The organism is Sinorhizobium sp. BG8 (assembly GCF_016864555.1).
Taxonomy (GTDB): domain Bacteria; phylum Pseudomonadota; class Alphaproteobacteria; order Rhizobiales; family Rhizobiaceae; genus BG8.
The window spans coordinates 595,603-613,023 of the sequence record NZ_CP044011.1 but is presented as its reverse complement, the minus strand read 5'-3'; the positions used below and the strand labels follow the sequence as shown (position 1 = coordinate 613,023).

Genomic DNA, 17,421 nt, shown 5'->3' with positions numbered 1-17,421 from the left:
GCACTGGTCGCCTCAGGCGCGCGTATCAGTCTCCGTCGATTTCGGCACCGATGATGGCAATCGCCTGCTGGTAGACAGATGCGGCATTCCAGCCCTGGAGGGCTGCGAAATTCGGTTCGCCCGGCTGGTAGCCTGCTCCGGGAATCCAGCCATGTCCGCGAAGGAAGTTTGCCGTCGAGGCGAGCGCGTCTGCCTTCGAGCCGACGAGATCGATGCGCCCGTTGCCGTCGCCGTCGACGCCGTATTTCAGAACGTTGACCGGCAGGAACTGCGTCTGGCCGATTTCACCGTGCGCCGCACCGCGGGCGTTGACGTTCAATGTCCCGTTTTCGACGAGCTGCAGTGTCGCGTAGAGCTGTTCGGTGAAATAGTCCGAGCGACGGCAGTCATAGGCGAGCGTCGCAACTGCCGAGATCGTGTGCTCCTTGCCGAGGAAGCCGCCGAAGCCGGTCTCCATGCCCCAGATCGCAAGCAGCGGTCCGGCCGGAACCCCATAACGGCTCTCAATCTTGGCAAACAGCGCCGCGTTCTGCTTCTTCAGGCTCTTGCCACGGCTGGCGATCGCCCGGCCGCCCCGCTTCTGCATGAACTGCTCAAGCGAGAGCTTGAAGCTCTTTTGCCCGCGGTCTGCGCGAATCGTGGCAGTGGCGTATTTCACATTCGCGAACGCTTTATCGACCGTCGATGGGTTGATGCCGTTCGCAACCGCCTCCCGCGAGAAACCATCGATCCAGGCGGGGAAGCCCGAACCATTCGTTCCACACTGTGCCGCATGTGCGGCCATCGGAAGAGAAGCCGAAAGTGCCAGTGCCGCCAGAAACCCGGCGAAGCTGTTCGTCATGCCCATGAAAAACCCCGTATTTGCCCGATTGTCACTTTCGTAGCGTACAATCTCTCCCGAAGATGTTCGGAAGAGAGCGTTGGACGCCTGTTACACCCACTACCGCGCAGTTTTGCGAACATCCGCTATCCGCCGCGGCAACAATGCCATTCCATACCGTTGAAGTCATCGCGATCCGAGTAAAAACCGCGTGAAAACCGGTCCGATTCACGTCAACGCAAAAGCCCCGCTGTCCGATCGACGGACTGGGCGGGACTTCTACTGGAACGTTCTATGTTTTTCTCAGTCACGCAGCCTGTTGCTTGGCCTTGATGAGGCCGCGGTTGATCAGGAGTTCTGCGATCTGGACTGCATTGAGGGCTGCACCCTTCCGCAAGTTGTCGGAAACCACCCACATATTCAGTCCGTTTTCTACAGTCGCGTCCTCGCGAATGCGCGAAATGTAGGTCGCGTCTTCGCCGGCCGACTCGTAAGGCGTGATGTAGCCACCGTTCTCGTGCTTGTCGATCACCTGGCAACCGGGCGCTTCGCGCAGGATCTCGCGAGCCTCGTCGGCGGTGATTTCCTTCTCGAATTCGATGTTGACCGATTCCGAGTGACCGATGAAAACCGGAACCCTGACCGCGGTGCAGGTCACCTTGATCTTCGGGTCAAGCATCTTCTTGGTTTCGGCCAGGACCTTCCATTCCTCCTTGGTGTACCCGTCTTCCATGAACGAGTCGATGTGGGGAATGACGTTGAAGGCGATGCGCTTGGTGAACTTCTTGCTCTCGATCGGATCGGCGACGAAGACCGCGCGGGTCTGGTTGAAGAGTTCGTCCATGCCTTCCTTGCCAGCGCCGGAGACCGACTGATAGGTCGACACGACGACGCGCTTGATCACCGCACGGTCGTGCAGGGGCTTCAGCGCCACGACGAGCTGTGCCGTCGAGCAATTCGGATTGGCAATGATGTTCTTCTTGGAGAAGCCCTCGATCGCGTCCGGGTTGACTTCCGGAACGATCAGCGGAACGTCGGCGTCATAGCGCCAGGCCGAGGAGTTGTCGATGACGACGCAGCCCTGCTGGCCGATCTTCGGGGAATACTTCAGCGAAGCAGCGCCGCCGGCGGACATCAGGCATATGTCGGTGTCGGAGAAGTCGTAGTTGTCGAGGTTGGAGACCTTGAGCGTCTTGTCGCCGTAGGAAACCTCCGTGCCCTGCGAACGGGCGGACGCGAGCGCGACGATCTTGTCGGCGGGGAAGTTCCGCTCCGATAGAATATTCAGCATTTCGCGACCCACGTTACCGGTGGCACCTGCGATTGCGACCTTGAAACCCATAATCCTGCTCTCTTTCTCTCTCTCCGCGACTTTGGAGGGGAAACCCGCCGGCCTTGGCGCGGGTTTCTGTCCCCGGCCAAACCGGGGAGAGAGCGGCGGGCCAGAGACGTCAGACGGTTTTCGTCGTCGTTTTGGCCGTGGTTTTGGAAATGATCCGGCAAAAATAAACCCTTCCGGCAGCGTGTGCCGGGGCGGACATGGCGGCAATGGCAAGACCAGAGCTATACATGGGGGTTCCTTTTGCAGTGCTGCTCATACGCTGATTTGTCGTAGAGTCAAGGGCGCGGATCCGCAAATCGAAGGGTGCCAAGGCGTCGACCAATCCTGTCACGCCGCTGTCACGACCGCGCGCTAGGAGCTGCCAGGACGGAATGCACATAAAGGGAGTTCCCCATGCGAACACTTCTCACCACGCTCGCGGCCGCCACGATGCTCGGTCACGCGGCCTCTGCCGCGGAGGTCTATCCTATTGATCGGGCGACTATTCTCGCCGGTTCGCCTTTCGACTTCAAGGTAGAGCTCAAGGGGCCGGTGAAGGCCGACGACATCCAGGTCACGGTCAACGGCCAGGACTACAAGGGCGTGCTCGGTGCGACGGCATCCTATGTCGCCATGGAGAAGGGTAAGGAGGACAAGGAGCTGGGATCGGCTCTTCTCCTGCGCAACGCCGTCATCGCGGCGCCCGGCAGCTACCAGGTGGAGGTCAAGGCCGGCGACCAGGTCAAGACTGTCTCGTGGGAGGTCTTCGGCACGGCTGCGCAGCCCAAGGCGAAAAACGTCATCTTTATCGTGGGTGATGGCCTTTCGGTCGCGCATCGCACCGCCGCCCGCATCATGTCCAAGGGCATGTCCGAAGGAAAGGCGAACGGTCGCCTGAACATGGATGACCTCGAACGGATGGCCTTCATCGGCACCTCCGCCGTCAACTCCATCGATACTGACAGCGCCAACACCATGTCGGCCTACATGACGGGACACAAGACGCTGATCAACGCCATCGGGGTCTATGGCGATCGCACGCAGGACAGCCTTGATGATCCGAGGGTCGAGACGATCGCCGAGGCTATCCGCCGCCAGACCAAGAAGTCGATAGGCATCGTGACCACCGCCGAGGTGGAAGATGCGACACCAGCGGCGGTCGTATCCCACACCCGCAATCGTAACGACAAGGCAGACATCGTCGGTATGCTCTATGACGTGAAGCCGGAAGTCGTGCTCGGTGGAGGATCCGCCTATTTCCTCGGCAAGGAAACGCCGGGCTCGAAGCGCAAGGACAACCAGGACTACATCAAGCTGTTCCGGGACGCGGGATACACGATCGCGACCGACAAGGACGAGCTTGCCTCTGCCAAGGCAGACGGCAATCTCCTCGGACTGTTCCATACCGGCAACATGGACGTCACCCTTGATCGCGAGTTCCTGAAAAAGGGCACGGTAGACAAGTTCCCGAACCAGCCGGGACTGGTCAGCATGACCAAGGCCGCGCTCGATCGCCTTTCCAAGAACGAGAACGGCTTCTTCCTGATGCTGGAAGGCGCGTCGATCGACAAGATGAGCCATCCGCTCGATATGGAGCGCGCCGTCATCGAGACGATCGAGCTCGACCAGGCGGTTGGTGTCGCGCGGGAATTTGCCAAGGCCAATTCGGACACGCTGATCGTCGTCACCGGCGATCACACGCATGGCGTTTCCCTGCTCGGCATCATTGACGACACCAGCGGAAAGCAGGGTCGTGAGAAGGTGATGACCGGTTCCAAGGCCGGCTTCCCCAACTATACCGACGAGAACGGCGACGGCTTCCCCGACAAGATCGACGCCAGCCGCCGTCTGGCCATGTTCGTCTCCAACTTCCCCGACCACTACGAGACATTCAGCCCGAAGATGGACGGTCCGTTCGAACCCGCGGTGAAGAACGAGAAGGATGAGTACGTCGCCAACGAGCAGTACAAGTCCGTGCCGGGTGCCGTGTTCCGGGAAGGTATTCTCCCGAAGGACGCCTCCGACGGGCAGCACACGGTCGACGACGTCGTCCTGCAGGCCGAAGGTCCCGGCAGCGAGGAGTTCAAGGGCTACATGGAGCAGAGCGATGTCTACCGCGTTCTGGCCGACGCCTTTGCCCTCGGCGCAAAGCAGACCAATTGAAGACTACGGGCCTTCTCTGCAGGCAGGGAAGGCCCGCCCGCATCAGGTGCTTGATCCCGACCGTGTCCCAGTCTCGAGAAGAGTTGATGCACGGGGAGGGCACAGCCCTTCGCTGCAGGAGACTGCAATGATTTCAGCATTGGATTTCCGACGTTCACGCCGACAGGTCCTCCGGGGCATGGCGGCCTTGCCCCTCCTTCTGTCACCTCGGCTCTCGCTCGCCGCGACGAGTTCTCTGAACTTCAACGAACTCTATGGAAAGATCAGCGTCCTTGGGCTCGAGTTCTCCGACAAGGTCAAGGCGCTGGCCGGTCAGGATGTGGCCATACGAGGCTTCATGGCACCCCCGCTCAAGGCGGAGGCTGCCTTCTTCGTGCTGACCGAGGTGCCGATGTCGCTTTGCCCCTTCTGCTCTTCGGACGCCGACTGGCCGGAAAACATCCTGGTCGTTTATCTCGGCGAAAAGCAGACGTTCGTCCAGCCGTCGCAGATCATCGAAGCTCGGGGAACATTGGAAGTCGGTTCATGGACCGACACCGAGACCGGTTTCGTCAGCCTGCTTCGCCTGCGGGACGCCCAGTATTCCACCCTGTAGGCGGCTGATTGCGCATGCTCGAACTCAAGGACATAGAGATTTCGTTTCCGGGACTGGCCTCACCGGTACTGAAAATCGAGGCGTTCGTCATCCCGGCCGGGACGCATGTAGCGGTTTCAGGCCCCTCGGGCTCCGGCAAGAGCACGCTGGTGAACGTGATCACCGGACTTCAGCGTCCGAAGTCCGGGAAAGTTCTGTGGGGCCGCGTCGACATTACCCGGCTATCGGAAGGCGCTCGTGACCGGTGGCGCGGGGACACCGTCGGTCTCGTCATGCAGGATTTCCACCTCTTCCCGGGCCTTTCAGCGTTGGACAACGTGCTTTTGCCGGCCCGATTGTCCCGCATGTCTAAACCCGAACACCATCGACGTGCCGCGTCCCTTCTCGAACGTGTCGGTCTCACACGACCCAGGCAGATGATCGAAACCATGTCGCGCGGAGAGATGCAGCGCGTGGCGATTGCGCGCGCCCTGTTGAGAGCGCCGGATCTCCTGATTGCCGACGAGCCGACCGCGAGCCTTGACACCGAGAGCGGTGAAGTTGTCGCGAACCTGCTGGTGGAGCTTGCCCGCGAGGCCGGCAGCACCCTGATCGTGATCTCGCATGATCGCCGACTGCTCGTGCGGTTCGAGCGCCATGTGGTTCTGGAAGGCGGGCGTGTCGCCGCCGACAGTGGTAGGCAAGAGGTGGCGGCGTGATCGGATTCATCATTGCGGACATGCGACGCCTGTGGGCGGGCTGCCTTGCGGTCGTTCTGCTCGTCGCGCTGGCGACGGCGCTCGTAGTTGCGGTCAATTTGCAGGAGAGGGCGCTTCGCCTCGGGACCGCCCGGGCGGCCGATCATTTCGATCTGGTGATCGGAGCTGCCGGCAGCGAGACACAACTCGTTCTTTCCTCGGTCTTCCTCCAGCCATCGCCGCTGCCGCTGATGGATGGGGCCATTCTCTCGCAACTCGCTGCGGATCCGCGCGTGGCGTGGGTGGCGCCGATCGGATTCGGCGATTCTGTCGGTACCTATCCGATCGTCGGCACCACCAATGTGCTGATCGACAATCTGTCGGCCGTTGCAGAAGGCATGCGACTGTCGAAGAACTCCGACGCGGTAGTCGGCTCCGCAGTCGCCATCCCGCTCGGCTTTGAAATCAAACCCATGCACGGGATGGCCAGCGAAGGCGGCCACACCCACACCGAACACTCCTATCGTGTCGTCGGGCGTCTCGCGCCGACCGGCACCGCATGGGACCGAGCCGTCATGGTTCCGATCGATGCCGTATGGGCGCTTCATGGCATGGCCGAGACAGGGCACGCGGCGGAGGACGCCGACGCAGATCACGACCATCACGACGGTCTTGATGAAGAGGTCCCTGTAAACCCGGTCGATGAAACCGGGGCGAAAGGCAAGCCCGGCGTCCCGGCCGTTCTCGTCAAGCCGAAATCCATAGCGGACGCTTACAAGTTGCGGCAGGAGTACAGGACGGATCGGACCCTTGCGGTCTTTCCGGGCGAAGTGCTCACCAACCTCTATGCCTCCCTCGGGGATGCCCGGGCCATTCTCGCAATCGTCGCGATTGGTGCGCAGGGTCTTGTCGCGGCCGCGCTCTTGCTCGTCACGGTCGTGCACCTTGGGCAGCGCCGGCGTCAGATCGCTGCGCTGCGCGCGTTAGGCGCTCCCCGATTTGCGATATCCACGATCGTCTGGTCCCAACTCTTCGTGCTGTTCGCTCTCGGCATCGGCCTGGGATTTTACCTTGGCTATGGGGCGACGGTCGTGGTGTCGCGCTATCTCACGAGTGAAAGCGGAGTTCTCCTGCCGGTAGAGTTTGCCGTTGGCGATTGGTGGGAGGCAGCCGCTCTCATTGGCTTTGCGGCCTTGCTGTCCGCATTGCCTGCACTCCTCGCATATCGACAGTCTCCAGCAAACGCTCTGCGTGCGTGAATGACACGGCATCAGCCGTGTCCTGTCCTACGACTAAAGTCATAAGTCCAAAGCAGCGCTGCCTTCATAGGTTGTTTTCTGCCATCCTTCGAAAAGGCGAACCCCGTCCGGATAGATCAGGGAGGACTACCGGACGAGAGCGGGTGCGCAGCCGTTTTGAGGAGGACAATCAAATGGCAAACATAAGCACAACAGGGGTTCCGCGCTCGCGCGCGATGACCGGCGAGGAGAAGAAGGTTATCTTCGCTTCCTCGCTCGGCACCGTTTTCGAATGGTACGACTTCTACCTATACGGATCACTTGCCGTCTATATCGGCGCAACCTTCTTCAGCCAGTATCCTGAAACCACGCGCAACATCTTTGCGCTGCTGGCCTTTGCGGCCGGGTTTCTCGTTCGCCCGTTCGGCGCTCTGGTGTTCGGTCGCCTCGGCGACCTGGTCGGCCGGAAGTACACCTTCCTCGTCACCATCCTGATTATGGGTCTGTCGACCTTCCTCGTCGGCATCCTGCCGGGGGCAGCGTCGATCGGCATCGCTGCGCCTATCCTGCTGATCGTGCTGCGCATGCTCCAGGGCCTGGCGCTCGGCGGAGAGTATGGCGGTGCAGCGACCTACGTCGCAGAACACGCACCCAACGGACGCCGCGGATATTTCACATCCTGGATCCAGACGACGGCCACGCTGGGGCTGTTTCTCTCGCTCGTTGTCATACTGCTCGTGCAGTTTATCCTCGGCAAGGAAGCGTTCGCGGCCTGGGGCTGGCGCATTCCGTTCCTGGTATCTGTCGTTCTGCTCGGCATTTCGGTCTGGATTCGTCTGAAGATGAACGAATCTCCCGCCTTCAAGAAGATGAAGGAAGAAGGCAAGGGTTCGAAGGCACCGCTCAAGGAGGCATTCGGTCAGTGGCGCAACGCCAAGATTGCCCTGCTCGCCCTCTTCGGTGCGGTCGTCGGACAGGCTGTCGTCTGGTATTCCGGTCAGTTCTATGCCCTGTTCTTCCTTACGGGTATCCTGAAGATCGATGGGCAATCGGCAAACCTGATGGTTGCGGCTTCGCTTCTGCTCGGCACCGGTTTCTTCGTGTTCTTCGGCTGGCTGTCGGACAAGATCGGCCGCAAGCCGATCATCATGGCCGGGTTGCTGCTTGCCATGCTGACCTACTTCCCGTTGTTCAAGACCTTGACCTGGGCTGGCAATCCGGCTCTGGCTGAGGCTCAGGCGACCGTTCGCGCCACCGTGACGGCCGCTCCTGGAGACTGCAGGTTCCAGTTCAACCCCACCGGCACTGCGAAGTTCACTACATCCTGTGACATCGCGACTGCGTTCCTCACCAAGAATTCGGTGCCCTATGACGTCGTTATGACAGGTGCAGCCGGAAGTGCGGCCACGGTGAAAATCGGCGAAACCATGATCAACAGCTATGATGCCGTTGCCGCCGGAGACGGAGCCAAGGCTGCCAACGGCGCCTTCGAGAAGCAGGTCAACATTGCGTTGCATGGTGCGGGCTATCCGCTCGTTCGCGCTGCTGCCAAGGTTCCGGAGACCAAGCTCGATGCCTTCGTGGCCGCCAATCCGGAGCTTGCCCTGGATGCCGTTGCAGTACGCGCCGGCGACAAGGCGACGATGACTGCGGCGGACCTGGTGGCCGGCAAGCTGCTCACTGCCGAAGAGGCAAGCGGTGTCACTGATATGCCAGTCTACACGATCGACAAGGGCGGTGCCTTTGCGATGGTTGCCGACCCGGCCAAGATCAACTGGGTGACCATCATCGCCGTACTCACCGTTCTCGTCATCTACGTGACGATGGTCTACGGCCCGATCGCCGCCCTGCTTGTCGAGCTCTTCCCGACCCGCATTCGCTACACTGGCATGTCGCTGCCCTACCACATCGGCAATGGTTGGTTCGGCGGCCTGCTTCCCGCGACTGCCTTCGCAATGAGTGCCGCGAAGGGGGATATCTACTTCGGTCTCTGGTACCCGATCGTGTTTGCGGGGCTCACGCTGGTCATCGGCCTGCTGTTCCTGCCGGAAACCAAGGATCGCGACATCCACGCCATGGACTGATCCTGTAGAGGAATTTTCCAGGCACTTGCCCGGCGCGTCCGCCCACGCGCCGGGCTTTCACGTTTGTGGCCCGGCATTCTTTTCCGCCAGCGTCTTCGGACGTGGCCAGCCCCGGTCGTCGAGCCGAAAGAGCCAGTTCCGCCGAGCGAAGACGAATGCCATCATCAATGCGGTCCACAGGCCAAGGAGCAGACCGGCCGCAACGTCGCTCGGATAGTGCGCCCCCACGACGACGCGCGAAATGCCGATTGCCAGTGCCAGGACTAGGAAAAGCAGCCGCAAGCGAGGGACCAGCATCGAAAATGCGCCGCAGAACGACCCGACAGCTGCGGAATGGCCGGATGGGAAGCTCTCGAAAAGGGTGTTCCCCGTGAAGGGCGTGAAGCTGTAGGCACCGAGTTCCAGGAGGAGTTCTGGCCGGGCCCGCCCGATCAGGAACTTCAACAGATGCACCAGGGCACTTGCCGATCCGATCGTCAGGAAGAAATAGAGAAAGACGCGGCGACCGGTCCTGGCCTTCGCGGAGATCGTTTCATTTCTGCTGACGGTATGGGCGATATAGGCCAGGATAATCAGAATGCCGGATCCGTAGATCATCCATCCGAACTTGCCGAAATCGGTAATTCTCTCGTTGAAGGCGAGGACACCGGCGGGGAGCTTCTGGGCTCTGAGTGAAACCTGAGGATCGAATGGGATCAGAGCGGCGACAAGGATCACTGTGGCGAGAAGGATCCAGCCGGTCGACATAAGGGGGCGGTTCATGAAGCTCCTATCCTGCGCAATCCAATTTCCAATCCCGCACACTCCGTGGAGAGCGTGTGGATGTCGGAGCCTCATGTGCGGGCGTCGGGGGCGGTTTCAAGACCCTGGCCAAAAAGACACCCCCGCGATGGGTCGCGAGGGGTGATCAGTAGAACGTCAAAGTGTCGACGAGGAGGATCAGGCGGAGAGGGACTTGAACTCCGCCAGGATCGCGTCGCCCATCTCGGTCGTGCCGACCTGCGTGCAGCCTTCGGCCATGATGTCGCCCGTGCGGATGCCCCGGTCGAGGACATTTGCGATGGCCTTCTCCAGATTGTCGGCCTCGGCGACCAGATTGAAGGAGTAGCGCAGGCACATCGCAAACGACGCGATCATTGCAATCGGGTTGGCGATGCCCTTGCCGGCGATATCAGGCGCCGATCCATGGACGGGTTCGTAGAGCGCCTTGCGCTTGGCCGTCTTGGCGTCCGGTGCACCAAGTGATGCGGACGGCAGCATGCCCAGCGATCCCGTCAGCATCGCAGCGACGTCGGAAAGCATGTCGCCGAAGAGATTGTCCGTGACGATGACGTCGAACTGCTTCGGCTGGCGAACGAGCTGCATGCCGCCTGCATCCGCGAGCATGTGCTCCAGCTGGACGTCGGAGTAGGAGCGCTTGTGTGTGTCCGTCACCACCTGGTTCCAGAGGACGCCGGACTTCATGACGTTGCGCTTTTCCATCGAGCAGACGCGGTTGTTACGCGTGCGTGCCAGTTCGAAGGCGACGCCTGCAATGCGCTCGATTTCATAGGTGTCGTAGACCTGGGTGTCGATGCCGCGCTTCTGGCCGTTGCCGAGATCGATGATCTCCTTGGGCTCGCCGAAATAGACCCCGCCCGTGAGCTCCCGCACGATCAGGATATCGAGGCCTTCGACCAGCTCAGGCTTGAGCGACGAGGCAGAGGCGAGGGCGGGGTAGCAGATGGCCGGGCGGAGATTGGCAAACAGCTCCAGGTCCTTGCGGAGCCTGAGCAGACCTGCTTCCGGACGGACCTCATAGGGGACTGCATCCCACTTCGGCCCGCCCACGGCGCCGAAGAGCACGGCGTCCGCTGCCAGGGCCTTTTCCATGTCGCCTTCCGAAATGGCTGCGCCATGGGCGTCGTAAGCCGATCCACCGACGAGACCCTCGTCGGTCACGAAACCCGCGTTCATCTCGGCGTTCATGCAGGCAATGATTTTGCGGACTTCCGCCATCGCTTCGGGGCCGATGCCGTCGCCGGGTAGAAGAAGGAGGTTGCGCGCTGTCATGGAATTCCCCTGTCGCGAAAGGAGGTGAGAAAGATCGCGCGCTTCTTAGCGCAACTTCCGTACGAGGAAAATTGCTTTAGCGAAAGAAATTTGCGCCACGTGGCAAAGGAGCCGTGTTCCCGAAGGAACAATCGCAACTGCCCGACCGTGCGATCACTTGGCGTGTGGGACGTGGACTGCGTTTCGCAGAAATCGCTCAAAGGATACATGGAGACGCCACATGCACCGTTTCGTCCAAGCCGTTTTCGCCGCAATACGGGCGGCCATCGACGCATTGTTCTTCAACAGCCGCCCACCGCCAGGAATGGCTTGATATTACCTTGCCGCGCTCCGTTCATGAGAGCGGGGCGCGCCCGAGGCGGGCGCTTCAGGCGCTTGCGCGCAATGCGGTCACTTCGATCTCGATCAGCATTTCAGGCTTGATGAGGTCGCAGACGACCATCGTCGCAGCCGGCCGTATCTCGCCGAATGCCTCTCCGAGGATCGGAAAGACGACATCCGCGAAGGCGGCATCGGTCACATAGTAGTGACAACGCACGATGTCGGAGAGCGAGAACCCCGCCTCAGACAGGGCGTTGCCGATCGTTACAAGACAATTGCGTGTCTGCGCTTCCACGCCAGCCGGCATCGTCATGGACTTGTAGTCGTAGCCGGTCGTGCCTGAGACAAAGCACCAGTCACCCTGAACGACCGCCCGCGAATAGCCGGCGGTGCGCTCAAAGGGAGATCCTGAGGAAATGAGGCGCCTCATGCCAACGCCTGTCGATTACGCCCAGGGGCGGGTGCTGGCAGCGGACTTCTCGAAGGTATCGATCGCCGAAGCCTTCTCAAGCGTCAGACCGATGTCGTCGAGGCCGTTCAGCAGGCAATGGCGACGGAAGGCGTCGATCTCGAATGCAATCCGGCCGCCGTCGGGGCCGCTGATTTCCTGTGCTTCCAGATCAACGGTCAGCACGGCGTTCGAGCCGCGGCTTGCATCATCCATCAGCTTGTCCAGATCGCTCTGGCTTACCACGATGGGGAGAATCCCGTTCTTGAAACAGTTGTTGTAGAAGATGTCGGCGAAGCTCGTCGAGATGACGCAGCGAATGCCGAAATCCAGGAGCGCCCAGGGAGCGTGCTCGCGCGAGGAGCCGCAACCGAAGTTGTCGCCCGCGACAAGGATCTGTGCATTCTGGTAGGCCGGCTTGTTGAGCACGAAGTCCGGATTCGGAGAACCGTCCTCGAGATAACGAGCCTCTGCGAACAGTCCGGTGCCGAGCCCGGTGCGCTTGATCGTCTTCAGGTAGTCCTTCGGAATGATCATATCCGTGTCGATATTGACAACGGGCAGGGGCGCTGCAACGCCCGTCAGCTTGACGAACTTGTCCATGACGTGAACCTCGAAATCCGGTGTTTTTCGTTCAGAGCCTGCGTTTAGAGCAGTTTCGGCCGAATTTGAAGGAGAATCTCTCCACCCCTCGCAAAAAGGCAAGGCCGGCACGATGGGCTTATCGGAGGATCACAAGTCGATGATCGTGCCCTTGCCGTCATTCCAGATGCGAGGCTCCGCGCGGCGCTGGCCGTGGCGTGCATGCACGGTGGCGCGTACGGGCTTCGGTTGGAACTTCGCGGCAATCGCACTGCCGATCATTGTCACCGCCAGAACTCCCGCGATCGCGATCCCCACGGATGCGGCAAACACGAGTGCAGAACCCGCGATCAGAATGGCGGCAGTGGTAAGGAAAACGGAGCGAACGCTTTGCATGATGTGCCCTTTCTCTCACGGAAATGTGGGGAGCGAATGTGTTCATTGCAAGGCTGTTAGCCGGGACTTGTCCGAACGCTGAAACCGGGGCAAAAAGGGTCATGACGAACATCCCCACCCATCATCATCCGGTACGGCTTCGACGCTCTGTTCTCAGCGTTCCCGCCAGCAATGCCAGGGCTTTGGAGAAGTCCAGGACGCTTGCCTGCGACGCAATCATCTTCGATCTCGAGGACTCCGTTCTGCCCGAGAAGAAGGCGGATGCACGCGCAGCCCTAATTGCGCATTTTGCCGCAGCCGGCCGGCCCACGGGCCAGGAGTGGGTGATCCGGATCAATCCCTTCTCCGGCGAGCATGGCCTTCTTGATCTCGAGGCAGTGCTGGCCTGTGCGCCCGACGCGGTCCTGCTGCCAAAAGTATGCGGGCCCCGGGACATTCTGGATGCTGGAGACTGGCTTGCCGAAAGGGGGGCGGACGATGGACCGCGCCTGTGGGCAATGATTGAGACCGCGGCGTCGATTCTCAATATCAGCGCCATCGCAGAGGTTGGACGCACGCTCGGTGGCAGGCTCGATTGCTTCGTCGTCGGCCTCAACGATCTGCGCAGCGAGACCGGCATTGCAGACCTTGAAGGACGCCCCTATCTCATCCCCCTGCTGATGCAGGTGGTCGTTGCGGCGCGCGCGTCGGGTCTCGATGTGCTCGACAGCGTCTACAACGACTTTGCCAATGCTGAAGCCTTCGTTCGCGAATGCGAGCAGGGTCGTCAGATGGGCTTTGATGGAAAGATGCTGATCCATCCCGCCCAGATCGCCGGCGCGAACGATGCCTTCGGGATCAGCGAGAGCGAGGCTGCGGCAGCACTGGTGATCGTTTCGGCCTTCGAGGCGCCGGAAAACGCTGGGAAAGGCGTTATCAATATTCGCGGGCGAATGGTTGAACGCCTTCATGCCGACCAGGCACTGCGACTGCTCGCCAAGGCAGATCTAATTGCACAGAAAGAAACGCAAGAATGAAACTTTACAGATTTCTGACCGGTCCTGACGACGCATCCTTCTGCCACAAGGTGACCGCCGCCCTCAACAAGGGCTGGGTGCTATCAGGCTCTCCGACCTATACCTTCAACGCGGCGACAAACCAGATGCAGTGCGGCCAGGCGGTCGTGAAGGATGTCGAAGGGAAGGAGTACCATCCGGACATGAAGCTATCCGAGCAATAGGTCGGCAGTTCAGCCGGCCGCAATTTCCGCGCTCGCCTCGATCCGTTCCATGTCGTCGTCCGAGAGGCCGAAATGATGGCCGATCTCGTGGATCAGGACGTGGGTAATGATGTCGCCCAGGGTTTCCTCATTCTCGGCCCAATAGTCGAGAATGGGGCGCCGGTAGAGGGTGATCCTGTTCGGCATCTGGCCGGTCTCTACCGTGAACCGCTCGGATATGCCCTGGCCCTCGAAAAGGCCCAGCAGATCGAACGGCGTCTCGAGCGCCATGTCCTCGAATACGTCGTCACTCGGAAACTCTGAGATCTCGATGATCAGATTGCCGGTAAGCGACCGGAACTCGTCGGGAAGATGTCCATAGGCCTCGACTGCCAGCGATTCGAATGCGCTGAGCGTTGGGGCATGGCGCGTGCGCCAATCTTCTGTCTGGTCAATCCGGGCCATCGGTGCTCCTTGACCCTCATATAGACCATTTCGTGCGGTTTTCGAGCCGACAATGCATTATTGGTTAGCGTGCACTCGATTGTCCAGTGGAAAGAGGGACGACAACACCGGATGGCATCGTCCGAACCGGTACACGTTGAAGTGGGTTTGAGCCCTTTCCGACCTGTCCATGCAACAAAAAGTGATCGTTGAAAGATGGGGATGGAGAGGCCACTTTTTGGGGCGCAAAGTGCATCCTAATATGCTGTAAACACGACATTTTTTATCAAGATTAGAATGACTCTAAAGATGTGGGACAGTATTCCTGACCTGTTTTTTGTTGACACCAAATGTCCTCTTTTGCTTAATGAAGAAATTCAGTGCATTGCGTATGTCGGGCAAGTGGAATGCTGGTTTGCAGTTGCAACTTCATTAGCGAAAAAGAGATTGCCGATGTGATCATCGGTCTTCTCGATGAAGACTGTTGGCAGTTGATCGTTCCTGCCAAAGTCTATCATGCCATGGAGAAACGCGGTCGCTGCTGCGGTTGTTTCCCCAACGTTGTCGACATCATCATCCGCACCACTGAGGAGTACCACGCCCGTCGTGACTCGACGGACGCCGAGATATTTGATTTCATGACCCGCCTCAAACAATTCCACGAAGAAAACAGGAGAGCGGATCTTGAAAGGCGACAAAAAAGTCATCGAGCAGCTTAACGAAGCGCTCTATCTCGAACTTGGAGCAGTGAACCAGTACTGGCTCCACTACCGCCTTCTCGAAGACTGGGGTTACACGCTGCTCGCCAAGAAGGAGCGGGCGGAGTCCATCGAGGAAATGCAACACGCCGACAAGCTCGTCGCGCGGATTATCTTCCTCGAAGGCCATCCCAATCTGCAGACGGTGGCTCCGCTCAGAATCGGCCAGGACGTGAAGGAAGTGCTGAAAGCCGATCTGGCTGGCGAGTACGACGCGCGCACGGCATACAAGAAGTCGCGCGACATCTGTCATGACGCCGGGGACTACGTCTCCATGAAACTTTTCGAGGAGCTTCTTGCCGACGAGGAAGGTCACATCGACTTCCTGGAAACGCAGCTCGACCTGCTCGAAAAGCTTGGACCGGAAAAATACGGTCAGCTCAACGCGGCACCCGCCAACGAAGCGGAATAACTCCGCTTCCCGGCACGCGGGCTAACACTATCCGTCAAAGAAAATCCCCGGCATGCCGGGGATTTTTGCATTCGGGGAGAAGACAAGTCAGCCCGCGAGATGCGAGAACGCCGCGACGACGTCCTCGTAAACCTTCCGCTTGAACGGGACGATAAGGCTGGGCAGCTCATGCATGGCCTTCCATTCCCACGCGTCGAACTCCGGTTCATGGCCGCCGGGCGGCGGATTGATTGCGATCTCGCTCTCATTGCCTTCGAACCGGAAGGCGAACCAGCGCTGCGTCTGTCCGCGGTACTTGCCCTTGAGGCCGATGCCGACGAGATGGGCTGGAAGATCGTAGTTGATCCAGCGTCCCGCATCGGCAAGCAGCGAGACCGACTTGATCCCGGTCTCTTCGTAGAGCTCGCGATATGCGGCGGCGAGGGGATCCTCATTCCTGTCGATGCCGCCCTGCGGCATCTGCCAGAGTTGTGGCGAGCCATCATATTCCGAATTGCCGATGGCTATCCGCCGTCCGGCCCACACCAGCCCTGCATGGTTGAGAACCATGATGCCCACGCAGGGCCTGTAAGGCAGATCTTCGGCGCGGATCGGCGCCTTCGTGTTCTTGCTCATCCTTGTGGTCCTATTCGTCCTGGGCGGTATTCGCGAGTGCGGAGACGCCGACGATCTCTATTCCGCGCCGACTTGCCTCATCGTACCACTGGGTAATGGCGTCAACGCTTTCGTCGAAGGCCGAAGCAACGCCGATTGCGGTCCCGTTGCGGCGGGCGATCCGCTCCAGCTCATCCAGTTTGCGCAGAACCGCCTCGGTCGAAAGCTCGCTGTCCAACTGGACATCCGCAAAGGCGTGCGGTGCGTTCAGAGTACCCGCGACCTTGCCGGACAGTGACTGAGCAGAAGAGCCATCGTCGAGAAACAGGAGGCCACGGTTCGCGATGTCGCGCATAACCGGCTGCAAGGCGTCCGAATCGGAGAGGAAACGCCCTCCCATGAAATTCATGATGCCCGTGTAGTTGGTGATCAGGCCCATGGCGTGATGGAGGTCCGCGAGGTTCTTGGTCTCGCCTGCTCCAACCCGCAGCGTGTGCGGACCCGGATCGTTCTGGGGGTAGTCAAAGGGCTCCAAGGGTACCTGGACAAGAATCTCATGTCCGCTGCGCCGCCCTTCCTGCATCCAGCGTTGCAGGCTGTTTCCGCTCGCAGCGAAGGCGAGCGTAACCTCCGACGGCAGTCTCTGGATTGCGCGCTGCGTCCCGGTCTGGCTAAGCCCCAGCCCTCCGACGACGATCGCCACCCGCGTGCCGCGCGCACCCGACCAGGGTCGGGCATATTGTTCGACCGGGCGAGTGCCGTCGGCGCCAATCACGGGCAGCCGGCCGAAGGAGGTATCCTCCAGCAGGTCCTCGTTGGGCAGGGCCGCCATGCGCGGGTCCTGGCCTACACGGTTGGTTTCTATGATCAGGGGCCCCTGGCCGTCACGAGCCCGCGGCGTGTACTTTCGCACAATGCTGCCGTCATCAGTCAGCGTTTCCTCGACGCCGACGCCTGACATTGCCGTCGTGCGGCGCACTCCCTGTGCGGATTGCTTGTCCGGCTTTGCGTCGGGCGTCACTGCGGTCGGCGCAGCGTCGCCGCCTGCCATGTCGACATCAGCGGATTTGTCGGATGATGTTTCCTGCTTCAGGCCCGAGGGAGCGAAAGCCGCCCAAAGGGACAGGCCCAGAATGCCGATCACGGCAACTGCAGACACCATGTGCCGTGCGCGAAACCGCGAGAGTTTCGCGTTCGCGGGCCTTACCTTGCGGTCCTGGCCAAGCGGCGCATTGAGGTCGGTTCCCAAGGAAGTGGCCTAATCTCGACCGGTGAGGGGAATATCCGGGCCGCCGTTGGTCGCCGGCCCGGTAAGCAT

At 60.4% G+C, this 17,421-nt stretch carries 19 protein-coding genes; 9 read left to right on the top strand and 10 right to left on the bottom strand.

Annotated elements, in window-relative coordinates; genetic code table 11:
- Window positions 1-25 precede the first annotated feature (25 nt).
- Together F3Y30_RS02825 and F3Y30_RS02820 are read right to left on the bottom strand one after the other, a co-directional pair.
- A complete protein-coding gene (locus tag F3Y30_RS02825) occupies window positions 26-847 on the bottom strand; it encodes a lytic transglycosylase domain-containing protein (protein ID WP_203425058.1) in 822 nt (273 codons plus the stop codon).
- 280 nt (window positions 848-1,127) lie between these two features.
- Window positions 1,128-2,162, bottom strand: a complete 1,035-nt coding sequence (locus tag F3Y30_RS02820) for an aspartate-semialdehyde dehydrogenase (RefSeq protein WP_203425057.1) — start codon at window positions 2,160-2,162, stop codon at window positions 1,128-1,130.
- 393 nt (window positions 2,163-2,555) lie between these two features.
- On the opposite strand from F3Y30_RS02820, the gene F3Y30_RS02815 reads away from it, so the two are divergent.
- The 5 genes from F3Y30_RS02815 to F3Y30_RS02795 all read left to right on the top strand — a co-directional run bounded on the left by F3Y30_RS02815 (window position 2,556) and on the right by F3Y30_RS02795 (window position 8,898).
- Window positions 2,556-4,304 (top strand): alkaline phosphatase, encoded by a 1,749-nt coding sequence (locus F3Y30_RS02815; protein ID WP_203425056.1) that lies wholly within the window; start codon window positions 2,556-2,558, stop codon window positions 4,302-4,304.
- 178 nt (window positions 4,305-4,482) lie between these two features.
- On the top strand, window positions 4,483-4,899 hold the full coding sequence (locus F3Y30_RS02810) for a hypothetical protein (protein ID WP_246752938.1): 417 nt from the start codon (window positions 4,483-4,485) through the stop codon (window positions 4,897-4,899).
- A gap of 14 nt (window positions 4,900-4,913) precedes the next feature.
- A complete protein-coding gene (locus tag F3Y30_RS02805; protein ID WP_203425054.1) occupies window positions 4,914-5,597 on the top strand; it encodes an ABC transporter ATP-binding protein in 684 nt (227 codons plus the stop codon).
- A complete protein-coding gene (locus tag F3Y30_RS02800; RefSeq protein ID WP_203425053.1) occupies window positions 5,594-6,835 on the top strand; it encodes an ABC transporter permease in 1,242 nt (413 codons plus the stop codon). The genes F3Y30_RS02805 and F3Y30_RS02800 overlap by 4 nt, the downstream gene beginning before the upstream one ends.
- Before the next feature lie 173 nt (window positions 6,836-7,008).
- Window positions 7,009-8,898, top strand: a complete 1,890-nt coding sequence (locus F3Y30_RS02795) for an MFS transporter (protein WP_203425052.1) — start codon at window positions 7,009-7,011, stop codon at window positions 8,896-8,898.
- A gap of 57 nt (window positions 8,899-8,955) precedes the next feature.
- Here the strand turns inward: F3Y30_RS02795 and F3Y30_RS02790 are convergent, their stop codons facing one another.
- The 5 genes from F3Y30_RS02790 to F3Y30_RS02770 form a co-directional block, all read right to left on the bottom strand.
- Window positions 8,956-9,660, bottom strand: a complete 705-nt coding sequence (locus F3Y30_RS02790; protein WP_203425051.1) for a phosphatase PAP2 family protein — start codon at window positions 9,658-9,660, stop codon at window positions 8,956-8,958.
- Window positions 9,661-9,837: 177 nt separating this feature from the next.
- Window positions 9,838-10,950 carry a 3-isopropylmalate dehydrogenase gene (gene leuB, locus F3Y30_RS02785; protein ID WP_203425050.1) on the bottom strand — a complete coding sequence of 371 codons (1,113 nt, stop codon included), beginning with the start codon at window positions 10,948-10,950 and terminating at the stop codon, window positions 9,838-9,840.
- A gap of 367 nt (window positions 10,951-11,317) precedes the next feature.
- Entirely contained in the window at window positions 11,318-11,701 is a 384-nt protein-coding gene (locus tag F3Y30_RS02780; protein WP_203425049.1) for a RidA family protein, read from the bottom strand.
- A 15-nt stretch (window positions 11,702-11,716) separates the two neighbouring features.
- On the bottom strand, window positions 11,717-12,322 hold the full coding sequence (gene leuD / locus F3Y30_RS02775; RefSeq protein ID WP_203425048.1) for a 3-isopropylmalate dehydratase small subunit: 606 nt from the start codon (window positions 12,320-12,322) through the stop codon (window positions 11,717-11,719).
- A gap of 129 nt (window positions 12,323-12,451) precedes the next feature.
- Entirely contained in the window at window positions 12,452-12,697 is a 246-nt protein-coding gene (locus F3Y30_RS02770) for a hypothetical protein (RefSeq protein WP_203425047.1), read from the bottom strand.
- 101 nt (window positions 12,698-12,798) lie between these two features.
- On the opposite strand from F3Y30_RS02770, the gene F3Y30_RS02765 reads away from it, so the two are divergent.
- Window positions 12,799-13,713, top strand: coding sequence for a CoA ester lyase (locus tag F3Y30_RS02765; protein WP_203425046.1), 915 nt, complete (start codon window positions 12,799-12,801; stop codon window positions 13,711-13,713).
- The gene (locus tag F3Y30_RS02760; protein WP_203425045.1) at window positions 13,710-13,916 is read left to right on the top strand and encodes a DUF1737 domain-containing protein; all 207 of its coding nucleotides are present in this window, start codon (window positions 13,710-13,712) and stop codon (window positions 13,914-13,916) included. Before F3Y30_RS02765 ends, F3Y30_RS02760 begins: the two co-directional genes overlap by 4 nt.
- 9 nt (window positions 13,917-13,925) lie before the next feature.
- Here the strand turns inward: F3Y30_RS02760 and F3Y30_RS02755 are convergent, their stop codons facing one another.
- Window positions 13,926-14,360 carry a metallopeptidase family protein gene (locus F3Y30_RS02755; RefSeq protein WP_203425044.1) on the bottom strand — a complete coding sequence of 145 codons (435 nt, stop codon included), beginning with the start codon at window positions 14,358-14,360 and terminating at the stop codon, window positions 13,926-13,928.
- A gap of 386 nt (window positions 14,361-14,746) precedes the next feature.
- Between F3Y30_RS02755 and F3Y30_RS02750 the strand changes: the two genes are divergently transcribed.
- Both F3Y30_RS02750 and bfr read left to right on the top strand, forming a co-directional pair.
- Window positions 14,747-15,058 carry a (2Fe-2S)-binding protein gene (locus F3Y30_RS02750; RefSeq protein WP_203425043.1) on the top strand — a complete coding sequence of 104 codons (312 nt, stop codon included), beginning with the start codon at window positions 14,747-14,749 and terminating at the stop codon, window positions 15,056-15,058.
- Window positions 15,024-15,509, top strand: a complete 486-nt coding sequence (gene bfr, locus F3Y30_RS02745; RefSeq protein WP_203425042.1) for a bacterioferritin — start codon at window positions 15,024-15,026, stop codon at window positions 15,507-15,509. The genes F3Y30_RS02750 and bfr overlap by 35 nt, the downstream gene beginning before the upstream one ends.
- Window positions 15,510-15,596: 87 nt before the next feature.
- Here bfr and F3Y30_RS02740 read toward each other — a convergent pair whose 3' ends face one another.
- Both F3Y30_RS02740 and F3Y30_RS02735 read right to left on the bottom strand, forming a co-directional pair.
- Window positions 15,597-16,124 (bottom strand): RNA pyrophosphohydrolase, encoded by a 528-nt coding sequence (locus F3Y30_RS02740; RefSeq protein WP_203425041.1) that lies wholly within the window; start codon window positions 16,122-16,124, stop codon window positions 15,597-15,599.
- A 10-nt stretch (window positions 16,125-16,134) separates the two neighbouring features.
- A complete protein-coding gene (locus F3Y30_RS02735; RefSeq protein ID WP_203425040.1) occupies window positions 16,135-17,352 on the bottom strand; it encodes a divergent polysaccharide deacetylase family protein in 1,218 nt (405 codons plus the stop codon).
- Window positions 17,353-17,421 lie beyond the last annotated feature (69 nt).

What these genes read in the sequence shown, in the direction of transcription:
- F3Y30_RS02805 (WP_203425054.1), top strand. Translation starts at nt 4,914, where the DNA reads ATGCTCGAACTCAAGGACATAGAGATTTCGTTTCCGGGACTGGCCTCA.
- leuD (WP_203425048.1), bottom strand. Translation starts at nt 12,322, where the DNA reads ATGGACAAGTTCGTCAAGCTGACGGGCGTTGCAGCGCCCCTGCCCGTT.
- F3Y30_RS02810 (WP_246752938.1), top strand. Translation starts at nt 4,483, where the DNA reads ATGGCGGCCTTGCCCCTCCTTCTGTCACCTCGGCTCTCGCTCGCCGCG.
- F3Y30_RS02750 (WP_203425043.1), top strand. Translation starts at nt 14,747, where the DNA reads ATGCTGGTTTGCAGTTGCAACTTCATTAGCGAAAAAGAGATTGCCGAT.
- F3Y30_RS02740 (WP_203425041.1), bottom strand. Translation starts at nt 16,124, where the DNA reads ATGAGCAAGAACACGAAGGCGCCGATCCGCGCCGAAGATCTGCCTTAC.
- F3Y30_RS02765 (WP_203425046.1), top strand. Translation starts at nt 12,799, where the DNA reads ATGACGAACATCCCCACCCATCATCATCCGGTACGGCTTCGACGCTCT.
- F3Y30_RS02820 (WP_203425057.1), bottom strand. Translation starts at nt 2,162, where the DNA reads ATGGGTTTCAAGGTCGCAATCGCAGGTGCCACCGGTAACGTGGGTCGC.
- F3Y30_RS02825 (WP_203425058.1), bottom strand. Translation starts at nt 847, where the DNA reads ATGGGCATGACGAACAGCTTCGCCGGGTTTCTGGCGGCACTGGCACTT.
- leuB (WP_203425050.1), bottom strand. Translation starts at nt 10,950, where the DNA reads ATGACAGCGCGCAACCTCCTTCTTCTACCCGGCGACGGCATCGGCCCC.
- F3Y30_RS02780 (WP_203425049.1), bottom strand. Translation starts at nt 11,701, where the DNA reads ATGAGGCGCCTCATTTCCTCAGGATCTCCCTTTGAGCGCACCGCCGGC.
- F3Y30_RS02760 (WP_203425045.1), top strand. Translation starts at nt 13,710, where the DNA reads ATGAAACTTTACAGATTTCTGACCGGTCCTGACGACGCATCCTTCTGC.
- F3Y30_RS02770 (WP_203425047.1), bottom strand. Translation starts at nt 12,697, where the DNA reads ATGCAAAGCGTTCGCTCCGTTTTCCTTACCACTGCCGCCATTCTGATC.
- F3Y30_RS02795 (WP_203425052.1), top strand. Translation starts at nt 7,009, where the DNA reads ATGGCAAACATAAGCACAACAGGGGTTCCGCGCTCGCGCGCGATGACC.
- F3Y30_RS02815 (WP_203425056.1), top strand. Translation starts at nt 2,556, where the DNA reads ATGCGAACACTTCTCACCACGCTCGCGGCCGCCACGATGCTCGGTCAC.
- F3Y30_RS02790 (WP_203425051.1), bottom strand. Translation starts at nt 9,660, where the DNA reads ATGAACCGCCCCCTTATGTCGACCGGCTGGATCCTTCTCGCCACAGTG.
- F3Y30_RS02755 (WP_203425044.1), bottom strand. Translation starts at nt 14,360, where the DNA reads ATGGCCCGGATTGACCAGACAGAAGATTGGCGCACGCGCCATGCCCCA.